The 21,701-nt window shown below is 66.5% G+C and carries 18 protein-coding genes and 1 pseudogene; 11 read left to right on the top strand and 8 right to left on the bottom strand.

Annotated features, from left to right (window positions below; translation table 11 throughout):
• Positions 1–181: 181 nt before the first annotated feature.
• Positions 182–337 (bottom strand): hypothetical protein, encoded by a 156-nt coding sequence (locus PJ259_RS20985; RefSeq protein WP_156428930.1) that lies wholly within the window; start codon positions 335–337, stop codon positions 182–184.
• Between the two features lie 174 nt (positions 338–511).
• A complete protein-coding gene (locus PJ259_RS20980; RefSeq protein ID WP_271654050.1) occupies positions 512–1,525 on the bottom strand; it encodes a GlxA family transcriptional regulator in 1,014 nt (337 codons plus the stop codon).
• Between the two features lie 249 nt (positions 1,526–1,774).
• Here PJ259_RS20980 and PJ259_RS20975 point away from each other — a divergent pair, with 249 nt between their 5' ends.
• The 4 genes from PJ259_RS20975 to PJ259_RS20960 all read left to right on the top strand — a co-directional run bounded on the left by PJ259_RS20975 (position 1,775) and on the right by PJ259_RS20960 (position 5,881).
• On the top strand, positions 1,775–3,229 hold the full coding sequence (locus tag PJ259_RS20975; RefSeq protein ID WP_271654049.1) for an amino acid permease: 1,455 nt from the start codon (positions 1,775–1,777) through the stop codon (positions 3,227–3,229).
• A gap of 85 nt (positions 3,230–3,314) precedes the next feature.
• Positions 3,315–4,193 carry a GntR family transcriptional regulator gene (locus tag PJ259_RS20970; protein ID WP_271654048.1) on the top strand — a complete coding sequence of 293 codons (879 nt, stop codon included), beginning with the start codon at positions 3,315–3,317 and terminating at the stop codon, positions 4,191–4,193.
• Positions 4,194–4,271: 78 nt separating this feature from the next.
• Complete coding sequence (gene yejK / locus PJ259_RS20965) at positions 4,272–5,279, top strand: nucleoid-associated protein YejK (protein WP_271654047.1); 1,008 nt, start codon at positions 4,272–4,274, stop codon at positions 5,277–5,279.
• 164 nt (positions 5,280–5,443) lie between these two features.
• A complete protein-coding gene (locus PJ259_RS20960; RefSeq protein ID WP_017640942.1) occupies positions 5,444–5,881 on the top strand; it encodes a hypothetical protein in 438 nt (145 codons plus the stop codon).
• 417 nt (positions 5,882–6,298) lie between these two features.
• Here the strand turns inward: PJ259_RS20960 and PJ259_RS20955 are convergent, their stop codons facing one another.
• Both PJ259_RS20955 and PJ259_RS20950 read right to left on the bottom strand, forming a co-directional pair.
• On the bottom strand, positions 6,299–7,204 hold the full coding sequence (locus PJ259_RS20955; RefSeq protein WP_271654046.1) for a hypothetical protein: 906 nt from the start codon (positions 7,202–7,204) through the stop codon (positions 6,299–6,301).
• A 125-nt stretch (positions 7,205–7,329) separates the two neighbouring features.
• On the bottom strand, positions 7,330–7,845 hold the full coding sequence (locus PJ259_RS20950) for a dihydrofolate reductase (protein ID WP_064308631.1): 516 nt from the start codon (positions 7,843–7,845) through the stop codon (positions 7,330–7,332).
• 81 nt (positions 7,846–7,926) lie between these two features.
• On the opposite strand from PJ259_RS20950, the gene PJ259_RS20945 reads away from it, so the two are divergent.
• Positions 7,927–9,315: a DUF2868 domain-containing protein gene (locus tag PJ259_RS20945; RefSeq protein WP_271654045.1), complete on the top strand. Its 1,389-nt coding sequence runs from the start codon at positions 7,927–7,929 to the stop codon at positions 9,313–9,315.
• Positions 9,312–10,688, top strand: a complete 1,377-nt coding sequence (locus PJ259_RS20940; RefSeq protein WP_059313798.1) for a GTPase/DUF3482 domain-containing protein — start codon at positions 9,312–9,314, stop codon at positions 10,686–10,688. The genes PJ259_RS20945 and PJ259_RS20940 overlap by 4 nt, the downstream gene beginning before the upstream one ends.
• Here PJ259_RS20940 and PJ259_RS20935 read toward each other — a convergent pair.
• The 4 genes from PJ259_RS20935 to PJ259_RS20920 form a co-directional block, all read right to left on the bottom strand.
• Positions 10,685–11,578, bottom strand: a complete 894-nt coding sequence (locus PJ259_RS20935) for a proline iminopeptidase-family hydrolase (protein WP_271654044.1) — start codon at positions 11,576–11,578, stop codon at positions 10,685–10,687. The two genes, PJ259_RS20940 and PJ259_RS20935, sit on opposite strands and share 4 nt — an antisense overlap.
• A gap of 1,028 nt (positions 11,579–12,606) precedes the next feature.
• Positions 12,607–12,768, bottom strand: coding sequence for a DUF2474 domain-containing protein (locus PJ259_RS20930; protein WP_017640936.1), 162 nt, complete (start codon positions 12,766–12,768; stop codon positions 12,607–12,609).
• A complete protein-coding gene (gene cydB / locus PJ259_RS20925) occupies positions 12,768–13,790 on the bottom strand; it encodes a cytochrome d ubiquinol oxidase subunit II (RefSeq protein WP_059313796.1) in 1,023 nt (340 codons plus the stop codon). The genes PJ259_RS20930 and cydB overlap by 1 nt, the downstream gene beginning before the upstream one ends.
• Positions 13,787–15,232 (bottom strand): cytochrome ubiquinol oxidase subunit I, encoded by a 1,446-nt coding sequence (locus PJ259_RS20920; RefSeq protein WP_271654043.1) that lies wholly within the window; start codon positions 15,230–15,232, stop codon positions 13,787–13,789. The genes cydB and PJ259_RS20920 overlap by 4 nt, the downstream gene beginning before the upstream one ends.
• Positions 15,233–15,714: 482 nt before the next feature.
• Here PJ259_RS20920 and PJ259_RS20915 point away from each other — a divergent pair, with 482 nt between their 5' ends.
• The 5 genes and pseudogenes from PJ259_RS20915 (at position 15,715) to PJ259_RS20900 (ending at position 21,429) form a co-directional block, all read left to right on the top strand.
• Positions 15,715–16,944 (top strand): MFS transporter, encoded by a 1,230-nt coding sequence (locus tag PJ259_RS20915; protein ID WP_271655904.1) that lies wholly within the window; start codon positions 15,715–15,717, stop codon positions 16,942–16,944.
• A 127-nt stretch (positions 16,945–17,071) separates the two neighbouring features.
• A pseudogene (locus PJ259_RS23040) lies at positions 17,072–17,590 on the top strand (MCP four helix bundle domain-containing protein); the annotation flags it as partial.
• A gap of 63 nt (positions 17,591–17,653) precedes the next feature.
• Positions 17,654–18,712 (top strand): methyl-accepting chemotaxis protein, encoded by a 1,059-nt coding sequence (locus PJ259_RS23035; RefSeq protein ID WP_420480505.1) that lies wholly within the window; start codon positions 17,654–17,656, stop codon positions 18,710–18,712.
• A gap of 91 nt (positions 18,713–18,803) precedes the next feature.
• Positions 18,804–19,607 carry a glucose 1-dehydrogenase gene (locus tag PJ259_RS20905; RefSeq protein WP_271654041.1) on the top strand — a complete coding sequence of 268 codons (804 nt, stop codon included), beginning with the start codon at positions 18,804–18,806 and terminating at the stop codon, positions 19,605–19,607.
• Positions 19,600–21,429, top strand: coding sequence for a glycoside hydrolase family 15 protein (locus PJ259_RS20900; RefSeq protein ID WP_059313792.1), 1,830 nt, complete (start codon positions 19,600–19,602; stop codon positions 21,427–21,429). Before PJ259_RS20905 ends, PJ259_RS20900 begins: the two co-directional genes overlap by 8 nt.
• The last annotated feature ends 272 nt before the right edge of the window (positions 21,430–21,701 follow it).

Genomic DNA, 21,701 nt, shown 5'->3' with positions numbered 1-21,701 from the left:
CCTATAAAGACAGCTCAGGGTGCATCAGCAGGGCCTTTGCAAGCTGGCATGACCCTTCATGCCGGCCCAGGCCTTGCTTCCAACCTGGGCAGGCACGGGGCAGAAGCTTTGACTGGAAAGCGTGATGCTGACAGCCGTCAGCATCACCACGCGCCTCGTTCATCGCGAGGCGCGCGCCGGATCAGGCCTTGTCGTCGGCCTGGTCGTCATCATCCTTGAGCGCAGGCTTCTTGCCTGGTTGTGGCGCGTGCTCGGCATCGGGCGCGATATCCTCGCCATGATGCTTCTTCTCTTGTTGCACTTTCTTGTCGTGGGCGACGTTACGGGGATCGGTCATGGGATTTCCTTGGCTTGAAAGTCATTCGGACACCCATCGACGCATCATGCGGGCAGTGTTGCACCGGGGTGATGATTCGATCCTGACCGCGCGCGGCCGTTCACCGTGCGCGACGAAGAGGCCCGACCATTCAGGTCCTTTGCCGCAAGGATTGTTGCTGCCATCACGACCTGCCTAGTACTTGAGTCGCCGTTCCTTGGAGGGCGGATAGCCGAAGTAGGCCGAATATCTCTTGCTGAAGTGCGTGACCGAGGTGAAGCCGCAGGCGACCGCCACCTCCAGTACCGACAGCCTGGAATGCTGCAGCAGGCGACGGCCCTCGGTGATGCGCAGTTCCAGGTAGTAGCGCATGGGCGCGGTGTCGAGCTGCTCGCGGAACAGCCGCTCGACCTGACGCCGCGAGCGGCCGGCGTAGTCGCACAGCTGCTCGATGGTCAGGGGCTCCTCGATGTTGGCTTCCATCAGGGTCACCACCTCGCGCAGCGGCGGCGTCATCTGCACCTTGAGGGTGGGATTGACCTGGCGGAAGCGCGATTCCTCGAAGGCCAGGATATTGACCAGGCCATCGGCCAGGGCGCTGCCGCACTGGGCACCGATCCATTCAAGGAACAGGTGGAAGGCGCCACTGGGGCTGGCGGCGGTCAGCCGGTCGCGATCCAGTACATGGCTTTCCGCCGAGGTCTTGCAGCCACGCACCCGCTCGCTGAAGGCGCTGCGGTGCTCGGGATGGATGGCGCAGCGATAGCCGTCCAGCATCCCGGCCTGGCCCAGTTGCCAGGCGCCGTTCCACAGGCCACAGAGGGTTACCTGCTGCTTGGCCGCACGCACCAGCAGCGCCTTGAGCCGCGGATCCAGCTCCAGGGGCGTTCGCAGCCCGCCACAAACCACCAGCAGATCGAAGCGGGCATTCTCCGCGGCGCGGTAGTCGCCATCCGGGCGGATGACGATGCCCAGGTCGCTGAGCACCTCGGCGCCGGTCGGGCTGTAGGTCTGGGTAGCGAAGGTGCCGGCGGCGAGCAGGTTTGCAGTGACCAGGGTATCCAGCGCCTGGGTAAAGGACGGCAGGGAGAAATGGTCGAGCAGGATGAACCCTACCAGCCGGGAAAACTCCGGCCGCGGCCGCGTCGACTGTAGCTGCAGGTAGTTCTTGCCCTGGATACCGCTGCCAAAGGTTCTTGAATCGATCACGCTGTGCTGCCTTCTCCGACCTTGGGCTCATGCTAGCCGAAGCTCAGCCTGGCGATGATCGGACTGCGACAGCTTCGCACCGACGACCGCCATCCCACCTGACGCCCTTAGCCTGCTAAGCTTCGCCGCTTTTTTGCCACCTGCCTGTGCAGGTCGCCGCAGGCGGTGGGTGCACCGCCCTGCACCCCATGACCGAGAATGGCCGCCAGAGCCAACGTCCGGCCCCTTCAACTGCCAGCTGGAAATTCCATGTCCACCGCCTCTCCGAGTCTGCAGCGCCGGCTCAAGCCCCGTCACCTCAACATGATCGCCATCGGCGGCTCCATCGGCACCGGGCTGTTCGTCGCCTCCGGCGCCACCGTGGCCACCGCTGGTCCCGGCGGCGCCCTGGCGGCCTATGCGCTGATCGGTTTGATGGTCTACTTCCTCATGACCAGCCTCGGCGAAATGGCCGCCTACCAGCCGGTGTCGGGCTCCTTTTCCATCTACGGCAGTCGCTTCGTCGAGGACGGCTTCGGCTTCGCACTGGGCTGGAACTACTGGTACAACTGGGCGGTGACCATCGCCGCCGAACTGGTGGCGGCGCAGCTGGTGATGGGCTTCTGGTTTCCCGAGGTGCCGGGGCTCATCTGGAGCGCGCTGTTCCTGGGCCTGATGTTCCTGCTCAATGCGGTGTCGGTACGCGGCTTCGGCGAGAGCGAGTTCTGGTTCGCACTGATCAAGGTGGCCACCGTAGTGGTCTTCATCGGCCTGGGCTTGGCTGCCATCCTCGGCATCTTCAGCGGCATCGAACCGCCGGGGCTTTCCGTGTTCACCCAGGGCGAGGCGCCCTTCGTCGGCGGCCTGCAGGCCATGGTCGGGGTGGCCATGATCGCTGGCTTCTCCTTCCAGGGCACCGAGCTGATCGGCATCGCCGCCGGTGAATCGGAGAATCCGCGCAAGAACGTGCCCATTGCCATCCGCCAGGTGTTCTGGCGCATCCTGATGTTCTATGTGCTGGCGATCTTCGTCATCGGCATGCTGATTCCCTACACCGATCCGCGCCTCTTGCAGAACGATGCCACCGATGTTTCCGTCTCGCCGTTCACCCTGCTGTTCGAGCGCGCCGGCCTGGCCTTCGCCGCCAGCCTGATGAACGCGGTGATCCTCTCGGCGGTGCTCTCCGCCGGCACCTCGGGCATGTACGCCTCGACCCGGATGCTGCACAGCCTGGCCGAACAGGGCAAGGCGCCGCGGCTGTTCGCCCGCGTCTCGCGCAATGGCGTGCCGCGCAATGCCCTGCTGGCCACCACCGCGGTGGGTGCCCTGTGCTTCTTTACCTCCCTGGTCGGCGACAAGGCCCTCTATGGCTGGCTGCTCAACACCTCGGGCATGTGCGGCTTCATCGCCTGGCTGGGCATCGCCGTCTCCCACTATCGCTTCCGCCAGGGCTACCTGGCCCAGGGTCGCCGCCTGGAAGACCTGCCCTACCGCGCCAAGCTGTTTCCCTTCGGGCCGCTGCTGGCCTTCGCCCTCTGCCTGGTGATCACCCTGGGGCAGAACTATGCCGCCCTGTTCGGGCCGAACGGCGTCGACTGGCTGGGCCTGGCCGCCACCTACATCAGCCTGCCGCTGTTTCTCGCCGTCTGGCTGGGCTACCGCTTCAAGCACCGCAGCCGCCTGGTGAAGCTCAAGGACATGGACGTCAGTCCGAGCGGGGACTGAGCGACCGCCAGCGGGACCTGCCGGCTGCGTCCGGTGGGTCCCGTGCTAGCATCCTGACCTTTCCGGTCGACTCGCCAGCGCTGCCATGGGCAACACCCTCGCCTCCCAACTGATCCCCGAGATCCTTACCTACATCGCCTCGCACCAGCTGGCGGTGGGCACGCGACTACCCGAGCGCACCCTGGCCGAGCGGCTGCGCGTCTCCCGCTCGCCGGTGCGCAGCGCCCTGCAGCAGATGGCCGACCAGTCCCTGCTGGCGCGCCATCCCGAAGGCGGCTTCGCCGTGGCCGCCGCGGCCCTGGACGCCACGCCCCAGGCGCGCGAAGAGGTGTCCGCCAGCGAGCGCCTGTACCTGACCATCGCCCGCGACCGGATCGAGGGCGAACTGCCGCTGAAGGTCACGGAAAACGAGCTGATCCGCCGCTACCAGGTCACCCGTGGGCAACTGGCCGACATCCTCAGACGCATCGTCCAGGAAGGCTGGGCCGAGCGCCTGCCGGGCTATGGCTGGAGTTTCGTCGAAGGCCTCACCTCGCCCGACGCCTACGCCCAGAGCTATGCCTTCCGCCTGCTGATCGAACCCGCCGGCATCCGCGACGCCGGCTTCACCCTGGATGCCGGTGAATTGCGGCGCTGCCGCGATGAGCAGGCGCTGCTGGCCGCGGGCCGGGTGTTCGAGGCCTCGCCCGCGGAAATCTTCGACGCCAACACCCGCCTGCACGAGACCATCGCCCGCTGCTCGGGCAATGCCTTCATCCTCGATGCGCTGCGCCGCCTCAATCGCCTGCGCCGGCTGATCGAGTACCAGAAGTCGGTGGATCGCCAGCAGGCCCAGCGCCGTTGCCAGGAGCATCTGCAGCTGATCGATCTGCTGCTGGAGGGCCGCCGCGAGGACGCGGCAGCCTTCATGACCCTGCACCTCGGCAACGCGCTGCAGGAAAAGCAGACGGCGCCCGCGAGCTGAGCCTGCGGCGCCAAGGGCCTGCCCGCCAGGGCGCGGGGGCGTTAGACTGGCGGACTTTTCCCGTCACCCGAGTCCGCCATGCCGATCCGTCACGCCATCGTCCATCTGATCGACAAGAAGCCCGACGGCCAGCCCGCGACCCTGCACGCGCGGGACGCCACCCTTACCGATTCCCAGGCCATCGAGAACCTGCTGGCCGATCTCAACGACAGCTACAACGCCAAGCCCAACAAGGCCTGGGGCCTGTTCCACGAGGAATCCGGCGCCTACCCCTTCAGCGGCTGGCTCAGTGCCTACCTGGAAGGCGAGCAGGACTTCGTCGCCTTCAGTCGCCAGGCGGTGGAGCACCTCAAGAGCCTGATGGAGAGCAGCAACCTCTCCACCGGCGGCCATGTGCTGTTCGCCCAGTACCAGCAGGGCATGACCGACTACCTGACCATCGCCCTGCTGCACCACAGCGAGGGGGTGACCGTCACCGAGAGCCTGGAGGTGGCCCCGGCCAAGCACCTGGACCTGGGCCAGCTGCACCTGGCGGCGCGCATCAACCTCTCGGAATGGCGCAACAACAAGCAGTCGCGCCAGTACATCTCCTTTATCCGCGGCAAGGGCGGCAAGAAGGTCTCGGACTACTTCCGCGACTTCATCGGCTGCCAGGAAGGCGTCGACGCCAAGGGCGAGACCCGCACCCTGCTCAAGGCCTTCAGTGACTACGTGGAAAGCGAGGACCTGCCCGAGGAAGCCGCCAAGGAAAAGACCGATACCCTGGTGGACTACGCCAGCAGCCAGGCCAAGCGCGGCGAGCCCATGGCCCTGGACGCCCTTTCCGAGCTGATGGACGACCAGGCCCCGCGTGCCTTCTACGACTACATCCGCAACAAGGACTATGGCCTGGCTCCGGAGATCCCGGCGGACAAGCGCACCCTCAATCAATTCCGCCGCTTCACCGGCCGCGCCGAAGGGCTGTCGATCAGCTTCGAGGCGCACCTCCTGGGTTCGCGTATCGAATACGACGAAGGCCAGGACCTGCTGATCATTCGCGAGGTGCCCAGCCAGCTCAAGGACCAGCTCAAGCGGCGCAATGACTAGCCTGAACGCAGCGAGCACGGTCATCGGCGAATGACCGTCGAGCCTCCTGGACACCTGGGGTTGCAAACGCGATCACCGATCGGGCGCCCCCGGCTGGACAGCGGCCGGCCAAAGGGGGCACAAGATGTCCCTTCTTTTCCTTATCTGCCGAAAAAGTCGAAACCATGAGCCAGTACCCCTTCGAACGCCGCATCGTCATCACCCTGCAATCGAACAATGAATTGACGCTCGACGCCGCCCTCGACCAGGCCGTGTCGCGCATCAAGCAGGGTGAGACCCACGGTGGCGACGAAGGCCTGGCCACCGCCTACAGCTTCCATGTGGATACCGTGGCCGAAGGCCCCTCCGGCCCGGTGGACCTGGGCGAATACCTGGGCCGCCCGGCGACCAAGGCCGAGCAGAGCGTGGTGGACGCCGGCGTGGTCCCGCGCTTCCGCCTCGGCCAGACGGTGGCGGTGCAGGTCGGCAATGGCGAACCCAAGCCCAGCAGCATCCAGGAAGTACGCCTCTTCCCCCAGGTGGAAGGCCCCTGCTGGCTGTACCTGGTGGAAGAGCGCGTCCATCGCGACTACCTGCCGGCGAAGAAACTGCGGGCGATCTGAGCAACGACACGCTGTTGGGCTTCGCTGGCGCTCAGCCCAACCTACCAACCCGTAGGTTGGGTTGAGACGGCTTCATCGTCGAAGCCCAACGGCCAGACCTGAGCGCTACAATGTTGGGCTTCGCTGCGCTCAGCGCCAACCTACCGCGCCGTAGGTTGGGTTGAGATGGCTTCATCGTCGAAGCCCAACGGCCAGACCTGAGCGTCACGATGTTGGGCTTCGCTGGCGCTCAACCCAACCTACCGACCCGTAGGTTGGGTTGAGACGGCTTCATCGTCGAAACCCAACAGCCAGACCTGAGCGCTACGATGTTGGGCTTCGCTGGCGCTCAGCCCAACCTACCAAGCTCCCGTAGGTTGGGTTGAGACGGCTTCATCGTCGAAGCCCAACAGGCAGGCCTGAGCCCAACAGCCCCACTCAACCGAACGCGGCGATCTGACGATAAAGCGACAGCGCCGGCGCGGCTGTCGTGCCGGTCATCTGGGTGAGGATACTGCCATCCAGCGCGGTGTTTGCCCCTGCGCCCTGATTGTCCGCCGGCAGCACCGTCCACTGGGGTGCACCATCGGCACCGGTGCTGATGTTGAAGGTCGGCGCCGACAGCTGAGCGGTTTCCTGAGCGGCAGCGGTCGCCACGCCGCCGGGGCTCAGGCCGTCGATGAGCTGGCTGCTCAACTGATTGGGTTGCCAATCCGGCATGCCGGGATTCAGCGTACCGAGGATGCCGGCATCTTCCGTGGCGGCGGGAGCCCAGTTCCAGGACGCGGCACCCTGATCCTGCGGGGAAAGCCCGGAGAAGGCCACGTTGGCCGCATCGGTGCCACGCTGCGCGCCTTCGAAATAGGCAAGCTGACGTTCAGCCGAAGTGAAGGTGCCCGAATCGTCGCTGGCGATACGCGTCAGGCTGTCGCTGTCCAGGCTGGCGAAAGGATCCTGGGTGGAGGCGTCGGCATAGCGACTGTCGTCATGGTAATAGCTCACCAGCAGGTGATTGGCCGCCTGCTTCGCCAACTGGATACGGTCGGGACTGGCCCCCTCGGGCATCTCGCCGAGCACGGCGGCGTCGGTACCCTGGCTGCGGATCTGTTGCTGGAGGATCTGCATGAAGCTGTCGAGATCGCTGTTACCGTTCGACTGGCCCGGCAACAGCCTGGCAATGAGCTGGGCGGCGGGCGACAGGTCCACCGCGACATCGGTGCCGGCTGGGGTTCCCCCCGCGCTGGCGGAGTCGGCCGCGGGTGCGCGCTGATTGCCGGTAGCGCTCGGATTGGCAGGCTGAGTCCCTGTCGTTGCCGTCGAAGTCTGGCTGTCGATCGCCCTCATGGTCGTGCCCTCCGGCCGCCCAGGCGGCCTGCCTCAGCGTCGTTATGCCATAGCCGTCTTAGGTTTTACTTAAGGCCGGGGCAAGGATCGGAGACGTGACGCGGGAAAGCAGCAGGCGGCAGGCGCTAGTCCCGCCGCTCCCAGACCTCGCAGGCATAGGCGGGACGATCGTCCTCGGCCGCATGCTCCTGCCGCGAGACGAGCTGCCAGTCGCTCTCCTGCCATGGGGGAAAGAAGACATCGCCTTGCGGCGCCAGGGCGACTCGGGTCAGGTAGAGGCGCTGCGCCTGGGGCAGGGCGTCGGCGAACAGCTGAGCGCCACCGATCAGCATGATCTCGGCTGCCTGGTGCTCAAGGGCCCAGGCCTCGGCGCGCTCGACCGCCGCCGCCAGCGAGGTGCGGACCTCGGCACCTTCGGCCACCAGATCAGTCTGACGGGAGACCACCAGATTCAGCCGTCCCGGTAGCGGGCGGCCAAGGGAATCCCAGGTCTTGCGACCCATGACCAGCGGCTTGCCGAGGGTCACGGCCTTGAAATATTTGAGCTCCGCCGGCAGGTGCCAGGGGAGACGATTGTCGATGCCGATGACGCCGTTGTCGGCCACGGCAACTATCAGGCTAAGGGGGAGAGAAGTTTTCATGGTGACAGAGCATAACAGAGGCGTTAACAGCAGGGACGCCAGGGACTATCCTCGGCGTTTTTGCCGCAAGGGCGTCCCAGCGTGACCGCACCCCCTTCTCCCGCCTTTGAAGATCTCTGGCTGACCGAAGCCCTGCGCCTGACCGAGGAAGACAGCGGCCCGCTGGAAGACGCCGAGGCCAATCGCCAGGCACGAGCAGCCGGTGGTGCCTTCGAGACGCGCCTGGTGACCCGCGCCCGGCTGCTCGGCCAGCGTGACGGTCTGCTGGCCGCGCGGCGCCGTTGGCGCCAGGGCGCGGTGCTGGCCGCCTGGCTGCTCGGCATCGTGGCGCTGTTCTGTGGCGCCGGCCTCGCCGCTGGCGCCCTGGGTGACGGCAGTCGCCCGGTCAATGTGTTCTGGGCGCTGGGCAGTCTGCTCGGTCTCAATCTGCTGAGCCTCGCGGTCTGGGCCCTTGGCCTGCTGGGGGGCGGACGGCAGCTGGCCTCGCCGCTGGCGCGGCTCTGGCTGTGGCTATCCGGTCGCCTGGCGCGCGATGCCCGGGCCCTGCACCTGGGGCCGGCACTGGTCGGCCTGCTCGGCCGCGCCCGCCTGCTGCCCTGGGCCCTGGGCGGCCTGGTCCATGGCCTCTGGCTACTGATCCTCGGCAGTGCCCTGGCGACCTTGCTGGCGCTGCTCTCCGGGCGCAGCTATCTGTTTGTCTGGGAGACCACCCTGCTCGGCAGTGATACCTTCGTGCTCCTGACCCAGGTGCTGGGCGCCCTGCCCCACCTGCTCGGTTTTCCCCTGCCCGATCCGGCCAGCATCGCCGCCAGTGGCGATGCGGCCAGCCCCCTGGCCGCCGCACGCCAAGCCTGGGCTGGCTGGCTGCTCGGGGTGGTGCTGGTCTATGGCCTGCTGCCACGTCTGCTGTTGACCCTGCTCTGCCTGTGGCGCTGGCAGCGCGGCCGCCAGCGGCTGCGCCTGGACGTGGAGCGCCCTGGCTATCTGCACCTGCGTGAACGCCTGCTGCCCACCAGCGAACGCCTGGGCGTGAACGACGCCGCCCCCGCGCACCTGCCCCAGCAGGATGCCGGCGGTCTCACCCGCACCGGCGACGAGGCGCTGCTGGTAGGCATCGAGCTCAGCGACCATACCTGGCCGCCGCCGCTGCCCGAGGGCGTGCGAGACGCCGGCGTCCTCGACGACGGTCAAGGGCGGCGCCACCTGCTCGAACAGCTGACCCGCTATCCGGCGCGCCGCTTGCTGATCGCGTGCGATCCCCGTCGCTCACCGGATCGCGGTACCCTGACGCTGCTAGCAGAACTGTCGCGCTGCGCCACGGCGACCCGCATCTGGCTGCTGCCCGCGCCCCTGGGAAGCAAGCTCGATCCGATCCGCCTGGATGACTGGCGCCAGGCACTGGACGCCCTGCATCTGGCACACTGCGAAGGCGATCAAACAGAATTGGCCTGGCTGGAGACGAATCCATGAGCGGCCCCCTGCGCCTGGCGCTGGTTGGCCACACCAATGTCGGCAAGACCTCGCTACTGCGCACCCTGACCCGCGACGTCGACTTCGGCGAGGTCTCCCATCGCCCCAGCACCACCCGTCACGTCGAGGGCGCGCGGCTGTCGGTGGATGGCGAGGCCCTGCTGGAGCTCTACGACACGCCCGGCCTGGAAGACGCCATCGCCCTGCGCGACTATCTGGAGCAATTGGAGCGCCCCGGCGAACGCCTGGACGCCGCCACCCTGCTCGAGCGCTTTCTCGACAGCGTGGAAGCTCGCCAGCGTTTCGAGCAGGAAGCCAAGGTGATCCGCCAGTTGCGCGCTTCCGATGCCGGTCTCTATGTGATCGACGCCCGCGAGCCGGTGCTGGCCAAGTACCGCGACGAGCTGGCGGTGCTGGCCGGCTGCGGCCGGCCGCTGGTGCCGGTACTCAATTTCGTCGCCGCCGAGGGCCACCGCGCCGACGACTGGCGCGCGACCCTGGCCCGCCTCGGCCTGCATGCCCTGGTGCGCTTTGACAGCGTCGCGCCGCCGGCAGACGGCGAGGCCCGTCTCTACGAAAGCCTGGCGACCCTGCTGGAAAGCGGCCGCCCAGCGCTGCAACGGCTGATCGCCGACCATGCCGAACAGGCCCGGCGCCGCCATCAGCAGGGCGTGCGCCTGATCGCCGAACTGCTGGTGGACGCCGCCGCCGCGCGGCGCAGCGTGGCGCCCGGCGAAGCCGAGGTGAGCACCGCGACCGCCGAGTTGCGCGATGCCCTGCGCAGCCGCGAACAACGTTGTGTGGAAGAACTCTTGCGGTTGTTCGGCTTTCGCCCGGGCGATGCCCATGCCAGCGACCTGCCGCTGCTGGACGGGCGCTGGGGCGATGACCTGTTCAATCCGGAAACCCTGCGCCTGCTGGGCATTCGCCTGGGCGGCGGCGTGGCGGCCGGCGCCGCGGCGGGGGTCGGGCTCGACCTGCTCGCCGGTGGCCTGACCCTGGGCGCCGCCACGGTGCTGGGTGCCCTGGCCGGTGGCCTGGCGCAGACCGGCGGCCACTACGGCCGGCGGCTGTTCGGCAAGTTGCGCGGCGGGCGGGAGCTGTCCATCGACGATGCCGTGCTGCGCCTGCTGGCGCTACGGCAGCGTCAGCTGCTGGCGGCGCTGGAAATCCGCGGCCACGCCGCCCAGGGCGCCATCGAAGTAGCCGCGCCTGACGAGCAGCGCTGGCGCGAGGGCAAGCTGCCCGCCGCCGTGCAGGTGGCGCGGGCCCACCCGGAATGGTCGGCGCTCAATCCGCGTCCGCGCCTGCAAGCCGACGACCGTCAGACCCGTATCGACGAGATCGCCGCGGCCCTGGACGCGGACGCCTAGCCGCGCTCCACCTCGGCGAGAAAGTCTGCCACCAGGGCCATGCAGGCCTCGCGCTCTTCCACATGGGGCATGTGGCTGGAGTCTTCGAAAATGCGCCAGCGCACGTCCGGTATGAGCCGTTCGAAGGGTTCCACGCAGGCCGGCGTGGCCTCGTCATGGCGGCCGGAGATCAGCAAGGTCGGCACCTGGATCCGCGCCAGCCGCTCGATCACGCTCCAGTCCCTGAGACTGCCGATCACATGGAACTCGGTGGGGCCGTTCATGGCGTGATAGACGGTGGGATCGGCGTCGATGGCGGCGAAGGTCCGTGCCACCTCGGCCGGCAGGGGCTGTACCCGACAGACGTGGCGGGCATAGAAGACCTCGCTGGCGGCGCGGTACTCCGGTGAGGCGGTGGTACCGGCCGCCTCGTGGCGCTCCAGGGTGGCCTGCACCTCGGCTGGCAACTCGGCCCGCAGTCCAGCCGCCGCCGCGCGCCAGAGCGCCATGGAAGCCGGCGAATTGGCGATGATCAGTCCTTTCAACCCCGGCGGCTGGCGCACCCCATGCTCGGCAGCCAGCATCCCGCCCCAGGACTGGCCAAGCAGCACATACTCGGCGATGCCCAGGTGGCGCAGCAGGTTGTTCAATTCGTCCAGAAACAACGCCACCGTCCAGAACCCCGGATCTATCCCCCGCAGATGGGTGGAGCGGCCATTGCCCAATTGGTCGTAATGCACCACAGGCCAGCCGTGCTCGGCCAGATCCTTGAAGCTGTCGACATAGTCATGGGTGCAGCCGGGACCGCCATGAGCCACTACCAGCGGCAGCCGCCCGCTGGCCAGGTCGCCGGTGACCCGGTACCAGGTCTGGTGGCCTTGGAAATCGGCGTAGCCTTCTCGAACCTGCATGGATGCCTTCCTCGTCTGGATGGGAACGGGGTCAGGCTAGCGGGCGGGTGGCAGGGGGATAACTGGGAAAAGTTGTAGGTTTGAGGAGTGGGCTGCGTTGCAGTTGTGATCGGCGGCCAGGCTGATTCGCAGCGCTCGATCCCTTCACGCCGGACCGCCCCCTCTCCCGCTTGCGGGGGAGGGTTAGGGTGGGGGGGTAGTGCTTTTGCTCAGGCCGCCAAGTTGATTTTAGGAATCTGCTGACGATCCTTGTTCCGCCTCGCCGGGCGGGTCACTTTTTTCAATTGCCAAAAAAGTAACCAAAAACGCTCGCCCCGACTGGCCGGTCCTGCGCCTTGCGCAGGATGCCCTCACGTCAGCGCCGCTCCAGCGAGCCGGGGCCGAAGGGCCGTCCTGGCCCTCGGCCCCTTTCGCGGCATCCATGCCGCTCACCCACTTCCGCGACACTGCCGTTCGGCCGGCCAAACGGGGCACTGGGGTGCTGGCTGAGAATTGGGCGTCATAGAGCAGACCTGCGTTCCAAACCTGCTGATCTACTGAATTAGTGCCGCCAAGAAACATGTGAAGAGAAGGGAAGAACTGATCAGCCTTTTAAAAAGACACTTCCAGCCGGCACCCAAGCGCCCTGTTCAGTAGCCGCTCTGGAGGCGGGTGAGCAGCAGGGATGCCGCAAAAGGCGTCGAGGGCCAGGACAGTCCTTCGACGGCGGCCCGCCAAAAGAGCGGCAGAGCGAGGGGACCCGGAGCGCAGCGTAGGGCCGAATGACCAAGGCGAGCGTTTTTGATTACTTTTTTTGCGGGGCGCGCAGCCGCGACTGAAAAAAGTAACCCGCCCGGCGAGGGCGGAACAAAAGCCTACCGAGCACACCGCAAATCAGCTTGGCGACCAAGCTAACCGCCCCCACCCCAGCCCTCCCCCGCAAGCGGGAGAGGGGGTAATCCGGTGTGCAGGATAAGTTTCCTACGCAAGGACAAACCCCTGCGTAGGGTGGATGACGGCGCAGCCTCATCCACCGACACATGGAAGGGTCAATGCGACTTGAGCCCCGCCGCCGTCAGCACCAATCTCAGCACCCAGGCCACAACGCCCAGGGCTACCAGGCTGCAAGCCCAGATGCCGGCCATCCAGGCCAGCCGCTGCCAGAGCGGCTTGTTGTCCGCGGGGTTGGGTTCGCGCGAGCGGCCGACCATCAGTGATAGCCCTCCCCCGTCCGGACCTTGCCACGGAACACGTAGTAGCCCCAGAAGGTGTACATCAGGGTAATGGGAATGATGAACAGGGTGCCGATGAGCAGGAACAGCTGGCTCTGCGGCGGCGACGACGCCTCCCAGATGGAAACTGCCGGCGGGATGATGTTCGGCCAGAGGCTGATGCCCAGGCCACTGTAGCCGAGAAAGATCAGCGCCAGGGTGAGCAGGAAGGGCGCATGGTGCGAGTCCTCGCGCAGGATGGCGCGCAGCAGGGCCAGGGTCACCACGCCCACCAGGATCGGCACCGGCAGGAACCAGATCAGGTTGGGCATGCTGAACCAGCGGGCGGAGATGGCCGCCTGGCTCAGCGGCGTCCAGATGCTCACCACCGCGGTGAAGGCCAGCAGCAGGAACAGCAGCGGCTTGGTCAGGCGGCGCATGGTCGCCTGCAGCGGGCCTTCGGTCTTCATGATCAGCCAGGTGCTGCCCAGGAGGGCATAGGCGACGATCACGCCCAGGCCGCAGAACATCGAGAAGGGCGTCAGCCAATCCAGCGGCCCGCCGACGTACTGGCGATTCTCCACCGGGAAGCCTTCGATGAAGGCACCCAGGGCCACGCCCTGGCAGAAGCTGGCCAGCAGCGAGCCGAAGATGAAGGACTTGTCCCACAGGGCTTCCTTGCCTTCCTGGACCTTGAAGCGGAACTCGAAGGCCACGCCGCGGAAGATCAGGCCGATCAACATGAAGATCAGCGGCAGGTACAGCGCCGGCAGGATCACCGAGTAGGCCAGCGGGAAGGCGCCATAGAGCCCCGCCCCGCCCAGCACCAGCCAGGTCTCGTTGCCGTCCCAGATGGGCGCCACGGTGTTCATCATGACGTCGCGGTCTTCCTTGCCCTTGACGAAGGGAAAGAGGATGCCGATGCCCAGGTCGAAGCCATCCATGACCACGTACATCATGAGGCCGAAGATGATGATGATCGCCCAGATCAGCGGGAGGTCGATGCCAGGGATGCCGTTCATGTGCGGTCTCCGGTCAGCTGGTCGGTGGGGTTTTCTTCTTCCAGGCCGCCATCGGCGCCGGACAGCGGACGCTTGGGATGGCGATCGGTACCCGGGCCGCCGGAGGTGGGCAGATCGCCTTCACCGGTGTGCGGACCCTTGCCGATCATGCGCAGGGCATAGAGGGTGCCGATGCCGAACACGGCGAAGTAGACCACCACGAAGGCCACCAGGGTGATGCTCAGCTGGGTGACGCTGTGGTTGGACACCCCGTCCTTGGTGCGCAACAGGCCGTAGACGATCCACGGCTGGCGGCCCACCTCGGTGGTGAACCAGCCGGCCAGCAGGGCGATGAGGCCCACCGGGCCCATGCAGGTGACCAGGCGCAGGAAGCCGCGGGTCTCGAACAGCTTGCCGCGCCAGCGCAGCCAGGCGCTCCATAGGCCAGCGGCGATCATCAGCATGCCCAGGGCGACCATGATGCGGAACGACCAGAACACCACATAGGCCGGCGGCCGGTCTTCCTTGGGGAAGTCCTTGAGCGCCGGGATCGGCTCGGTGAGGCTGTGCTTGAGGATCAGGCTGCCCAGTACCGGGATCTCCAGCTTGAAGCGGGTTTCCTCACGCTCCATGTCCGGCCAGCCGAACAGGATCAGCGGGGTCGCCTCGCCGGGGGGATTCTCCCAGTGGCCTTCCATCGCGGCGATCTTGGCCGGCTGGTGCTCCAGGGTGTTGAGGCCATGGGCGTCGCCGACGAAGGCCTGGATGGGCGCCACCAGCAGGGCCATCCACATGGCCATGGAAAACATCTTGCGCACGGCCGGGTTGTCGTTGCCGCGCAGCAGGTGCCAGGCCGCCGAGGCGCCGACCAGGAAGGCTACCGACAGGTAGGCGGCGATGGTCATGTGCGCCCAGCGGAAGGGGAACGACGGGTTGAAGATCACCGCCAGCCAGTTCACCGGGACGATGCGCCCGTCGACGATCTCGTAGCCGCTCGGAGTGTGCATCCAGCTGTTGGACGACAGGATCCAGAAGGTCGACATCAGGGTGCCGATGGCGACCATCACCGTCGAGAAGAAGTGCAGGCCGCGGCCCACGCGATTCCAGCCGAACAGCATGACGCCAAGGAAGCCGGCCTCGATGAAGAACGCGGTGAGCACCTCGTAGGTCAGCAGCGGACCGGTCACGGCGCCGGCATAGTCGGCGAAACCGCTCCAATTGGTGCCGAACTCATAGGCCATCACCAGACCGGACACCACGCCCATGCCGAAGAAGATCGCGAAGATCTTCAGCCAGAAGTGATACAGATCCTTGTAGACGTGGTTGTCGGTCTTCAGCCAGAGCCCTTCGAGCACGGCGAGAAAGCTCGCGGTACCGATGGACAGCGCCGGGAAGACGATGTGGAAGGACACGGTGAAGGCGAACTGGATCCGGGCGAGATCCAGGGCTTCGAGGCCGAACATAGCTATTCCTCTCAGGCACGCCGGCTGTCGAGGGCAGCCGGTCGAGATGACGCTGACCGAGGTTCGAGCCCCAGGCATCGCCAGCGGTTCTAGCGGGACGCTAAAAAGGTGGCGCGGCTAGCCGATCAGGCGTGCCCGGAAACTGACGTGGATCAACGTCAGGCTTTAGAGTAGTCCTCTTGGATACATTTGCTTACGCGGTTCGATGTCGCACTGGGCAGGCTGTCGCACCCCAGGTGCGCTGTTTCAGCCGTCGACCGCGTCATTGCGGCGGGGCTTTTTCGTCCGCAGCGGCGGCATTGCCACTCCTCACCATAGCCCTGCCATGAGCCGCCGCGGCGCCTGGCCTCGCCAGCGGAGCACCGAACCGCAGAAAATCGTTCGCCCATTTTTCACGAACGCCTGAACCACCCCGCCAGGTTGTCTGACGATTAGTCTCCAGGTGGCTTAAGATGCCGCCTCTGCCCCCGCGAGCCCCAGCCATGTCCGGCGATACCCTGCAGCTGCGTCACCATCGTCCCTTCGTCGCCTTCTGGTTCGCCCGCGTCTGTACTGCCGGCAGCTTCCAGATGCTGACCGTGGCCATCGGCTGGCACCTCTATTCCCTCACCGGCAACGTACTCGACCTGGGGCTGGTGGGCCTGGTGGAGTTCCTGCCGCGGGTGCTGTTCATGCTGCACACCGGCCATGTCGCCGATCGCTACGATCGCCGCCGGGTCGCGGCCCTCTGCCAGACCGGCCAGGGGCTGATCGCCCTGGTGCTGCTAGTGGGCAGCCTGAACCAGGCGGTGACCCGCGAACTGATCTTCATCCTGGCCTTCTGCCTGGGCACCGCCCGCGCCTTCGAGCAGCCGACCACCCAGGCGCTGCTGCCCAACATCGTGCCACCGGCGATCTTTCCCCGCGCCATCGCCGCGGCGGCTTCGGCCATGCAGGGCGCCACCATCATCGCGCCCGCCTTGGGTGGCCTGCTCTATGCCCTGGGCGCCGCCTGGGTCTACGGCCCGGCCGTGCTCTTCTATGGCATCGCCATCCTGCTGGTGTCGAGCCTGCCGGCACGGCAGACGCCCAGCCAGAAGGAAAAGCCGACCCTGGACAACCTGCTGGCCGGCATCCGCTTCATCAAGAGTCGCCCGGACGTGCTCGGCGCCATTTCCCTGGATCTCTTCGCCGTGCTGCTGGGCGGCGCCACCGCCCTGCTCCCGGTGTTCGCCGCCGACATCCTGCTCACCGGGCCCTGGGGCCTCGGCCTGCTGCGCTCGGCACCCGCGGTGGGCGCCCTGGGCATGTCCTTCCTGCTCGCCTACGTCAGCCTGAATCGCCACGTCGGGCGCGTCATGTTCGGCTCGGTGGCGCTGTTCGGCGTGGCCACCATCGCCTTCGGGCTATCCACCTCGCTGTGGTTCTCGCTGGGCACCCTGGTGGTGCTGGGCGCCGCCGACATGGTCAGCGTGGTGATCCGCAGTTCTTTCGTCCAGCTGGAGACCCCGGATGCCATGCGCGGCCGAGTCAGCGCGGTCAATGGCCTGTTCATCGGCGCCTCCAATCAGCTTGGCGAATTCGAGTCCGGGGTCACCGCGCACTTCTTCGGCACGGTCCCCGCCGTGGTGCTGGGCGGCGTCGGCACCCTGGTCATCACCGGGGCCTGGATGAAGCTGTTCCCGGGTCTGGCCAAACGCGATCGCCTGCACGAGCCACGCGTCGACAGCTGAGCCGCCCGTCGCCGCCACGGTCGTTCATCCGCCCCGAACGACCGTTCGGCCCAGGGGACATTTATCGCGCAAACCTTAATCGCAAAATGTGATCCATGTCACATACCGATCGAGTCTTGAGGTTTCCATGCGTACCCCCCTTTCCATAGCCGCCCGCCTGAGTCTGGGCTTCGGCCTCATCCTGGTGCTGATGCTGCTGATCACCCTGGTCGGCGTCCAGCGCGTCAACGTCATCGACGACACCCTGACCGCCGTCAGCCAGGGCGCCAGCGTCAAGCAGCGCTATGCCATCAACTTCCGCGGCAGCGTCCACGACCGCGCCATCGCCATCCGCGATACGGTGCTGATCCACGACGCCGCCCCCCTGTCCAACCGCCTGGCCGACATCGATCGCCTCAAGGCCTTCTATAGCCAGTCCGCCGCCCCCATGGATCAGCTCTATGCCAGCCAAGGCGCCACCCCCGAGGAGCAGCGCCTGCTCGCGGCCATCAAGGAGATCGAAGGCATCGCCCTGCCCTTGACCGATCGCCTGTTGCAGCTGCGTGAGGCCGGTGATTTCGAAGGCGCCCGGGTGTTCCTGCTCGACCGCGTCTCACCGGCCTACGTCGAGTGGCTCAAGCGCATCAATGCGCTCATCGATCACGAGGAAGCCATCGCCAGCGGCCATCTGGGCGAGGTTCGTACCATCGCCGGCGGCTTCCGCTGGCTGATGCTGGTGACCTGCGCCATCGCCCTGCTGCTGAGCGTGACCGTCTCCATTCTGCTCATTCGCCAGATGGGTGCGACCCTGGGCGGCGAGCCCCACGCCGTGGCTGCGGCCATTCGCCGGCTGGCCGAGGGTCGCCTGGACGAGCGTCCTGCCACGCGGCACCCGGACAGCGTCATGGGCACCCTGGGCAGCGCCACGGCGCACCTGGGCGAGACCATCGTCCAGGTACGCAGCACCGCCACTTCGGTCGCCGCGGCTGCGGCCCAGTTGCAGAACACCGCCCAGACCAACCAGCGGCACACCGATGTCCAGTCCAACCAGGCCCAGCACATGGCGGCGGCGGTCACCGAACTGGCCGCCACCATCGGCGAGGTCGCCGGCTACGCCGCTCAGGCCGCCCAGGCCACCGGCAATGCCAGTACCCAGGTGGACACCGGCAACCAGCTGGTGGCCAGCTCCGGCCAGGCCATCGGCCAACTGGTGCAGGCCTTGGAGCAGGCCAGCGTGACCGTGCAGCAGGTGTCCAGCGACAGTGCCAGCATCGAGAACATCGTCGCCGTCATCAACGGCATCGCCGAGCAGACCAATCTGCTGGCGCTGAATGCCGCCATCGAAGCAGCCCGTGCCGGCGAGCAGGGCCGCGGCTTCGCCGTGGTGGCCGACGAGGTACGTAACCTGGCGACCCGCACCCAGGAGTCGACCCGCGAGATCCGCGGCATGATCGCCACCCTGCAGGAAGGCGCCAGCCGCGCCTCCGCGCAGATGGAAGAAAGCCGCAGCCAGGCCCATGAGACCGCCGAGCTGACCCAGCGCGCGGTCACGGCCCTGGCGGCCATTCGGGCCGACGTTGGCTCGGTCAACGCCATGAATGCCCAGATCGCCACCGCAGCCGCCCAGCAGACCGCGGTGGCCGAAGAGGTCAACGAGAACATCAACCGCATCCACTCGGCCACCCTGGAAACCGCCAGCGGCTCGCAGCAGATCGCCGGGGCCAGCCGTCAACTGGCGGAACTGGCCGAGGATCTGGAGCGCCGCATGAGTCTGTTCCGCACCGCCTAGACCTGAACATCCGGCAACGCTCCCGGGCTGAACCTAGCGGCAAGCGTGACGGTCAGCAGTCAGACACCTTTTCCCGCACAGGAGTCTGGACATGCAGCTTTCCCTAAACGGTCAGGTCGCCCTGGTCACCGGTGGCAGCTCCGGGATCGGCGCCGCCGTCGCCGAAGCCTTGGCCAAGGCCGGTGCCGCCGTCGCCATCAACTACCATTCCAGCGCCGAACCGGCCAAGGAATTGGCCAAGCGCATCGAGGATGCCGGCGGCCGCGCCATCGCGGTCGGCGGTGATGTCGGCGACGAGGCCGAGGTCCAGGCCCTGTTCGACCAAACCCTGGAAGCCTTCGGCCGACTGGACATTCTGGTCGCCAATTCCGGCCTGCAAAAGGATGCAGCGGTCGCCGACATGTCGCTCGAGGACTGGAACACGGTGATCAACACCAACCTGACCGGTCAGTTCCTCTGTGCCCGGGCGGCGATCCGCCAGTTCCGCAAGCAGGGCCGCGACGAGAACATTTCCCGCGCCCTGGGCAAGATCATCCACATGAGCTCGGTGCACGAGGTCATTCCCTGGGCTGGACACGTCAACTACGCGGCCTCCAAGGGTGGGGTCAATCTGCTGATGCGCAGTCTGGCCCAGGAAGTCGCCGCCGAGGGCATCCGCGTCAACAGCATCGCCCCGGGCGCCATCGCCACCGCCATCAACGAAGAGGTCACCGGTGACGAGGCCAAGGCGCGCGAGCTGCTCAGGCTGATCCCCTACAAGCGGGTCGGCCATGTCGATGATATCGGCAACGTGGCGGTTTTCCTGGCCAGCGACCTGGCCGACTACATCGTCGGGACGACCCTGTTCGTCGACGGCGGCATGTGCCTCTATCCGGGATTCGAAGACAATGGCTGATTCCTCCTCCGTGCACGCCCGCCGCAGTATCGGCGCCCACGGTGTCATCGGCGACCTGCGCACCTGCGCCCTGGTCGCCACCGACGGCACCATCGACCACTTCTGCTGGCCGAATCTGGACAGTCCCTCGGTGTTCGCCTCTCTGCTCGACTCGGAAAAGGCCGGCTACTTCAGCCTGGCGCCGGTCTGGGAGGATGCCCGTGAACAACAGCTCTACCTGCCGGACACCAATATCCTGCAGACCCGCTGGCTTTCGGCGGACGGCGTTGCCGAGGTCACCGACCTGATGCCGGTGTGCAGCAGCGACGACACCAAGCCACGCATCGTGCGCCGCGTGCAGGCGGTGGCCGGAAGCTGCCGTTTCCGCCTCGTCTGCGCTCCGGCCCACGACTATGCCCGGGCCCAGACCCGGGCGCGTCTGGTGGATGGCGGTGCCCTGTTCGAAGCCGACGGCCAGCCGACCCTGCGCCTGGCTTCCAGCGTCACCCTGCAGGTGGAGAACAATATCGCCTACGGTGAATTCGAGCTGGAACAGGGCCAGCAGCTGGACTTCGTCTTTGGCTGCGAAGAGGACGACAAGGTCGTCACCGGGCAGAGCGATCTCTGCTTCGAGGAGACTCACTCCTATTGGACCCGCTGGGCCGCCAAGAGTCATTACCAGGGTCGCTGGCGCGAGATGGTCACCCGTTCCGCCCTGGCGCTGAAGATGCTGACCTCCTGCAAGCACGGTTCCATCGCCGCGGCCGCGACCTTCAGCCTGCCCGAGGCCCTGGGCGGCGAACGCAACTGGGACTACCGCGCCTCCTGGATCCGCGATGCCTCCTTTACCGTCTACGCCTTCATGCGTCTGGGCTACACCCAGGAGGCCAAGGACTTTACCCATTGGGTGGGTCAGTGCGTGGAAAACAGCCACAACGCCCCGGAAAAGCTGCAGATCATGTATCGCCTGGACGGTGGCCTGGATCTGCCCGAGGAAACCCTGGACCACCTGACGGGCTATGCCAATTCCAGTCCGGTGCGCATCGGCAACGAGGCCTACAAGCAGGTCCAGCTGGACATCTATGGCGAGCTGATGGACGCCATCTACCTGTCCAACAAATATGGCGAGGCCATCTCCCATCACGGCTGGAAGGACGTGGTGCGGATGATCGATCACGTCTGCGAGAACTGGAATCAGCCGGATGCCGGTATCTGGGAGATGCGTGGCGATCCCGAGCATTTCCTGCATTCGCGCCTGATGTGCTGGGTAGCCATTGACCGCGCCATGCGGCTGTCGGTCAAGCGCTCGCTGCCCATGCCCTACGAGCGCTGGTACGCCGCCCGCGCCGCCATCCAGGAAGACATCTGGGAAAACTTCTGGAACGCCGAGCTGGGGCACTTCACCTCGACGCGCCATGGCAAGAGCCTGGACGCGGCCCTGCTGCTGATGCCCCTGGTGCGCTTCGTCAGCGCCACCGATCCCATGTGGCTGGCCACCCTGGACGCCATCAAGACCAACCTGGCCTACGACGGCATGATCCGCCGCTACAACCCCGTCGATACCCCGGCGGACAACCTCAAGGGCGAGGAAGGCGCCTTCGTCGCCTGCGCCTTCTGGTACGTAGAGTGCCTGGCCCGCGCCGGCCGGGTCGACGAGGCCCACCTGGAGTTCGAGAAGCTGCTGGGCTATGCCAATCCGCTGGGCCTGTACGCCGAGGAGCTGGACAAGCGCGGCTATCCCCTGGGCAACGTGCCCCAGGCCCTGTCGCACCTGGCCTTGATCAGCACCGCCTTCTTCCTGGATCGCAAACTGAGCGGCCGGGATCCGCAGTGGCAGCCGTAGGTTGATCTGGATCGCGGTCCTGGGTCGCTCCTGAGGTATCCGTAGGAGCGGCCCATGGCCGCGATGCCGTCAGTAGCCGAAATGATCATGAAGAGGCCGGGCGCTGGCGATAGGCAAGCTTCCCCTCCCGCTATCCTCTCCACACTGGTGCTACAGCGCCGAATCCAGCGCGGCCATGGGCCGCTCCTACATGCGCATCGAGCGACCGCCTGACAAAGGTTCGACCCCTCGCCTGGATGACGACGCCGTCTCATCCACACAAGGATCACGAA

Source organism: Pseudomonas sp. JBR1 (assembly GCF_028198185.1).
Taxonomy (GTDB): domain Bacteria; phylum Pseudomonadota; class Gammaproteobacteria; order Pseudomonadales; family Pseudomonadaceae; genus Chryseomonas; species Chryseomonas oryzihabitans_E.
This window is presented reverse-complemented; position numbering and strand designations above follow the sequence as displayed.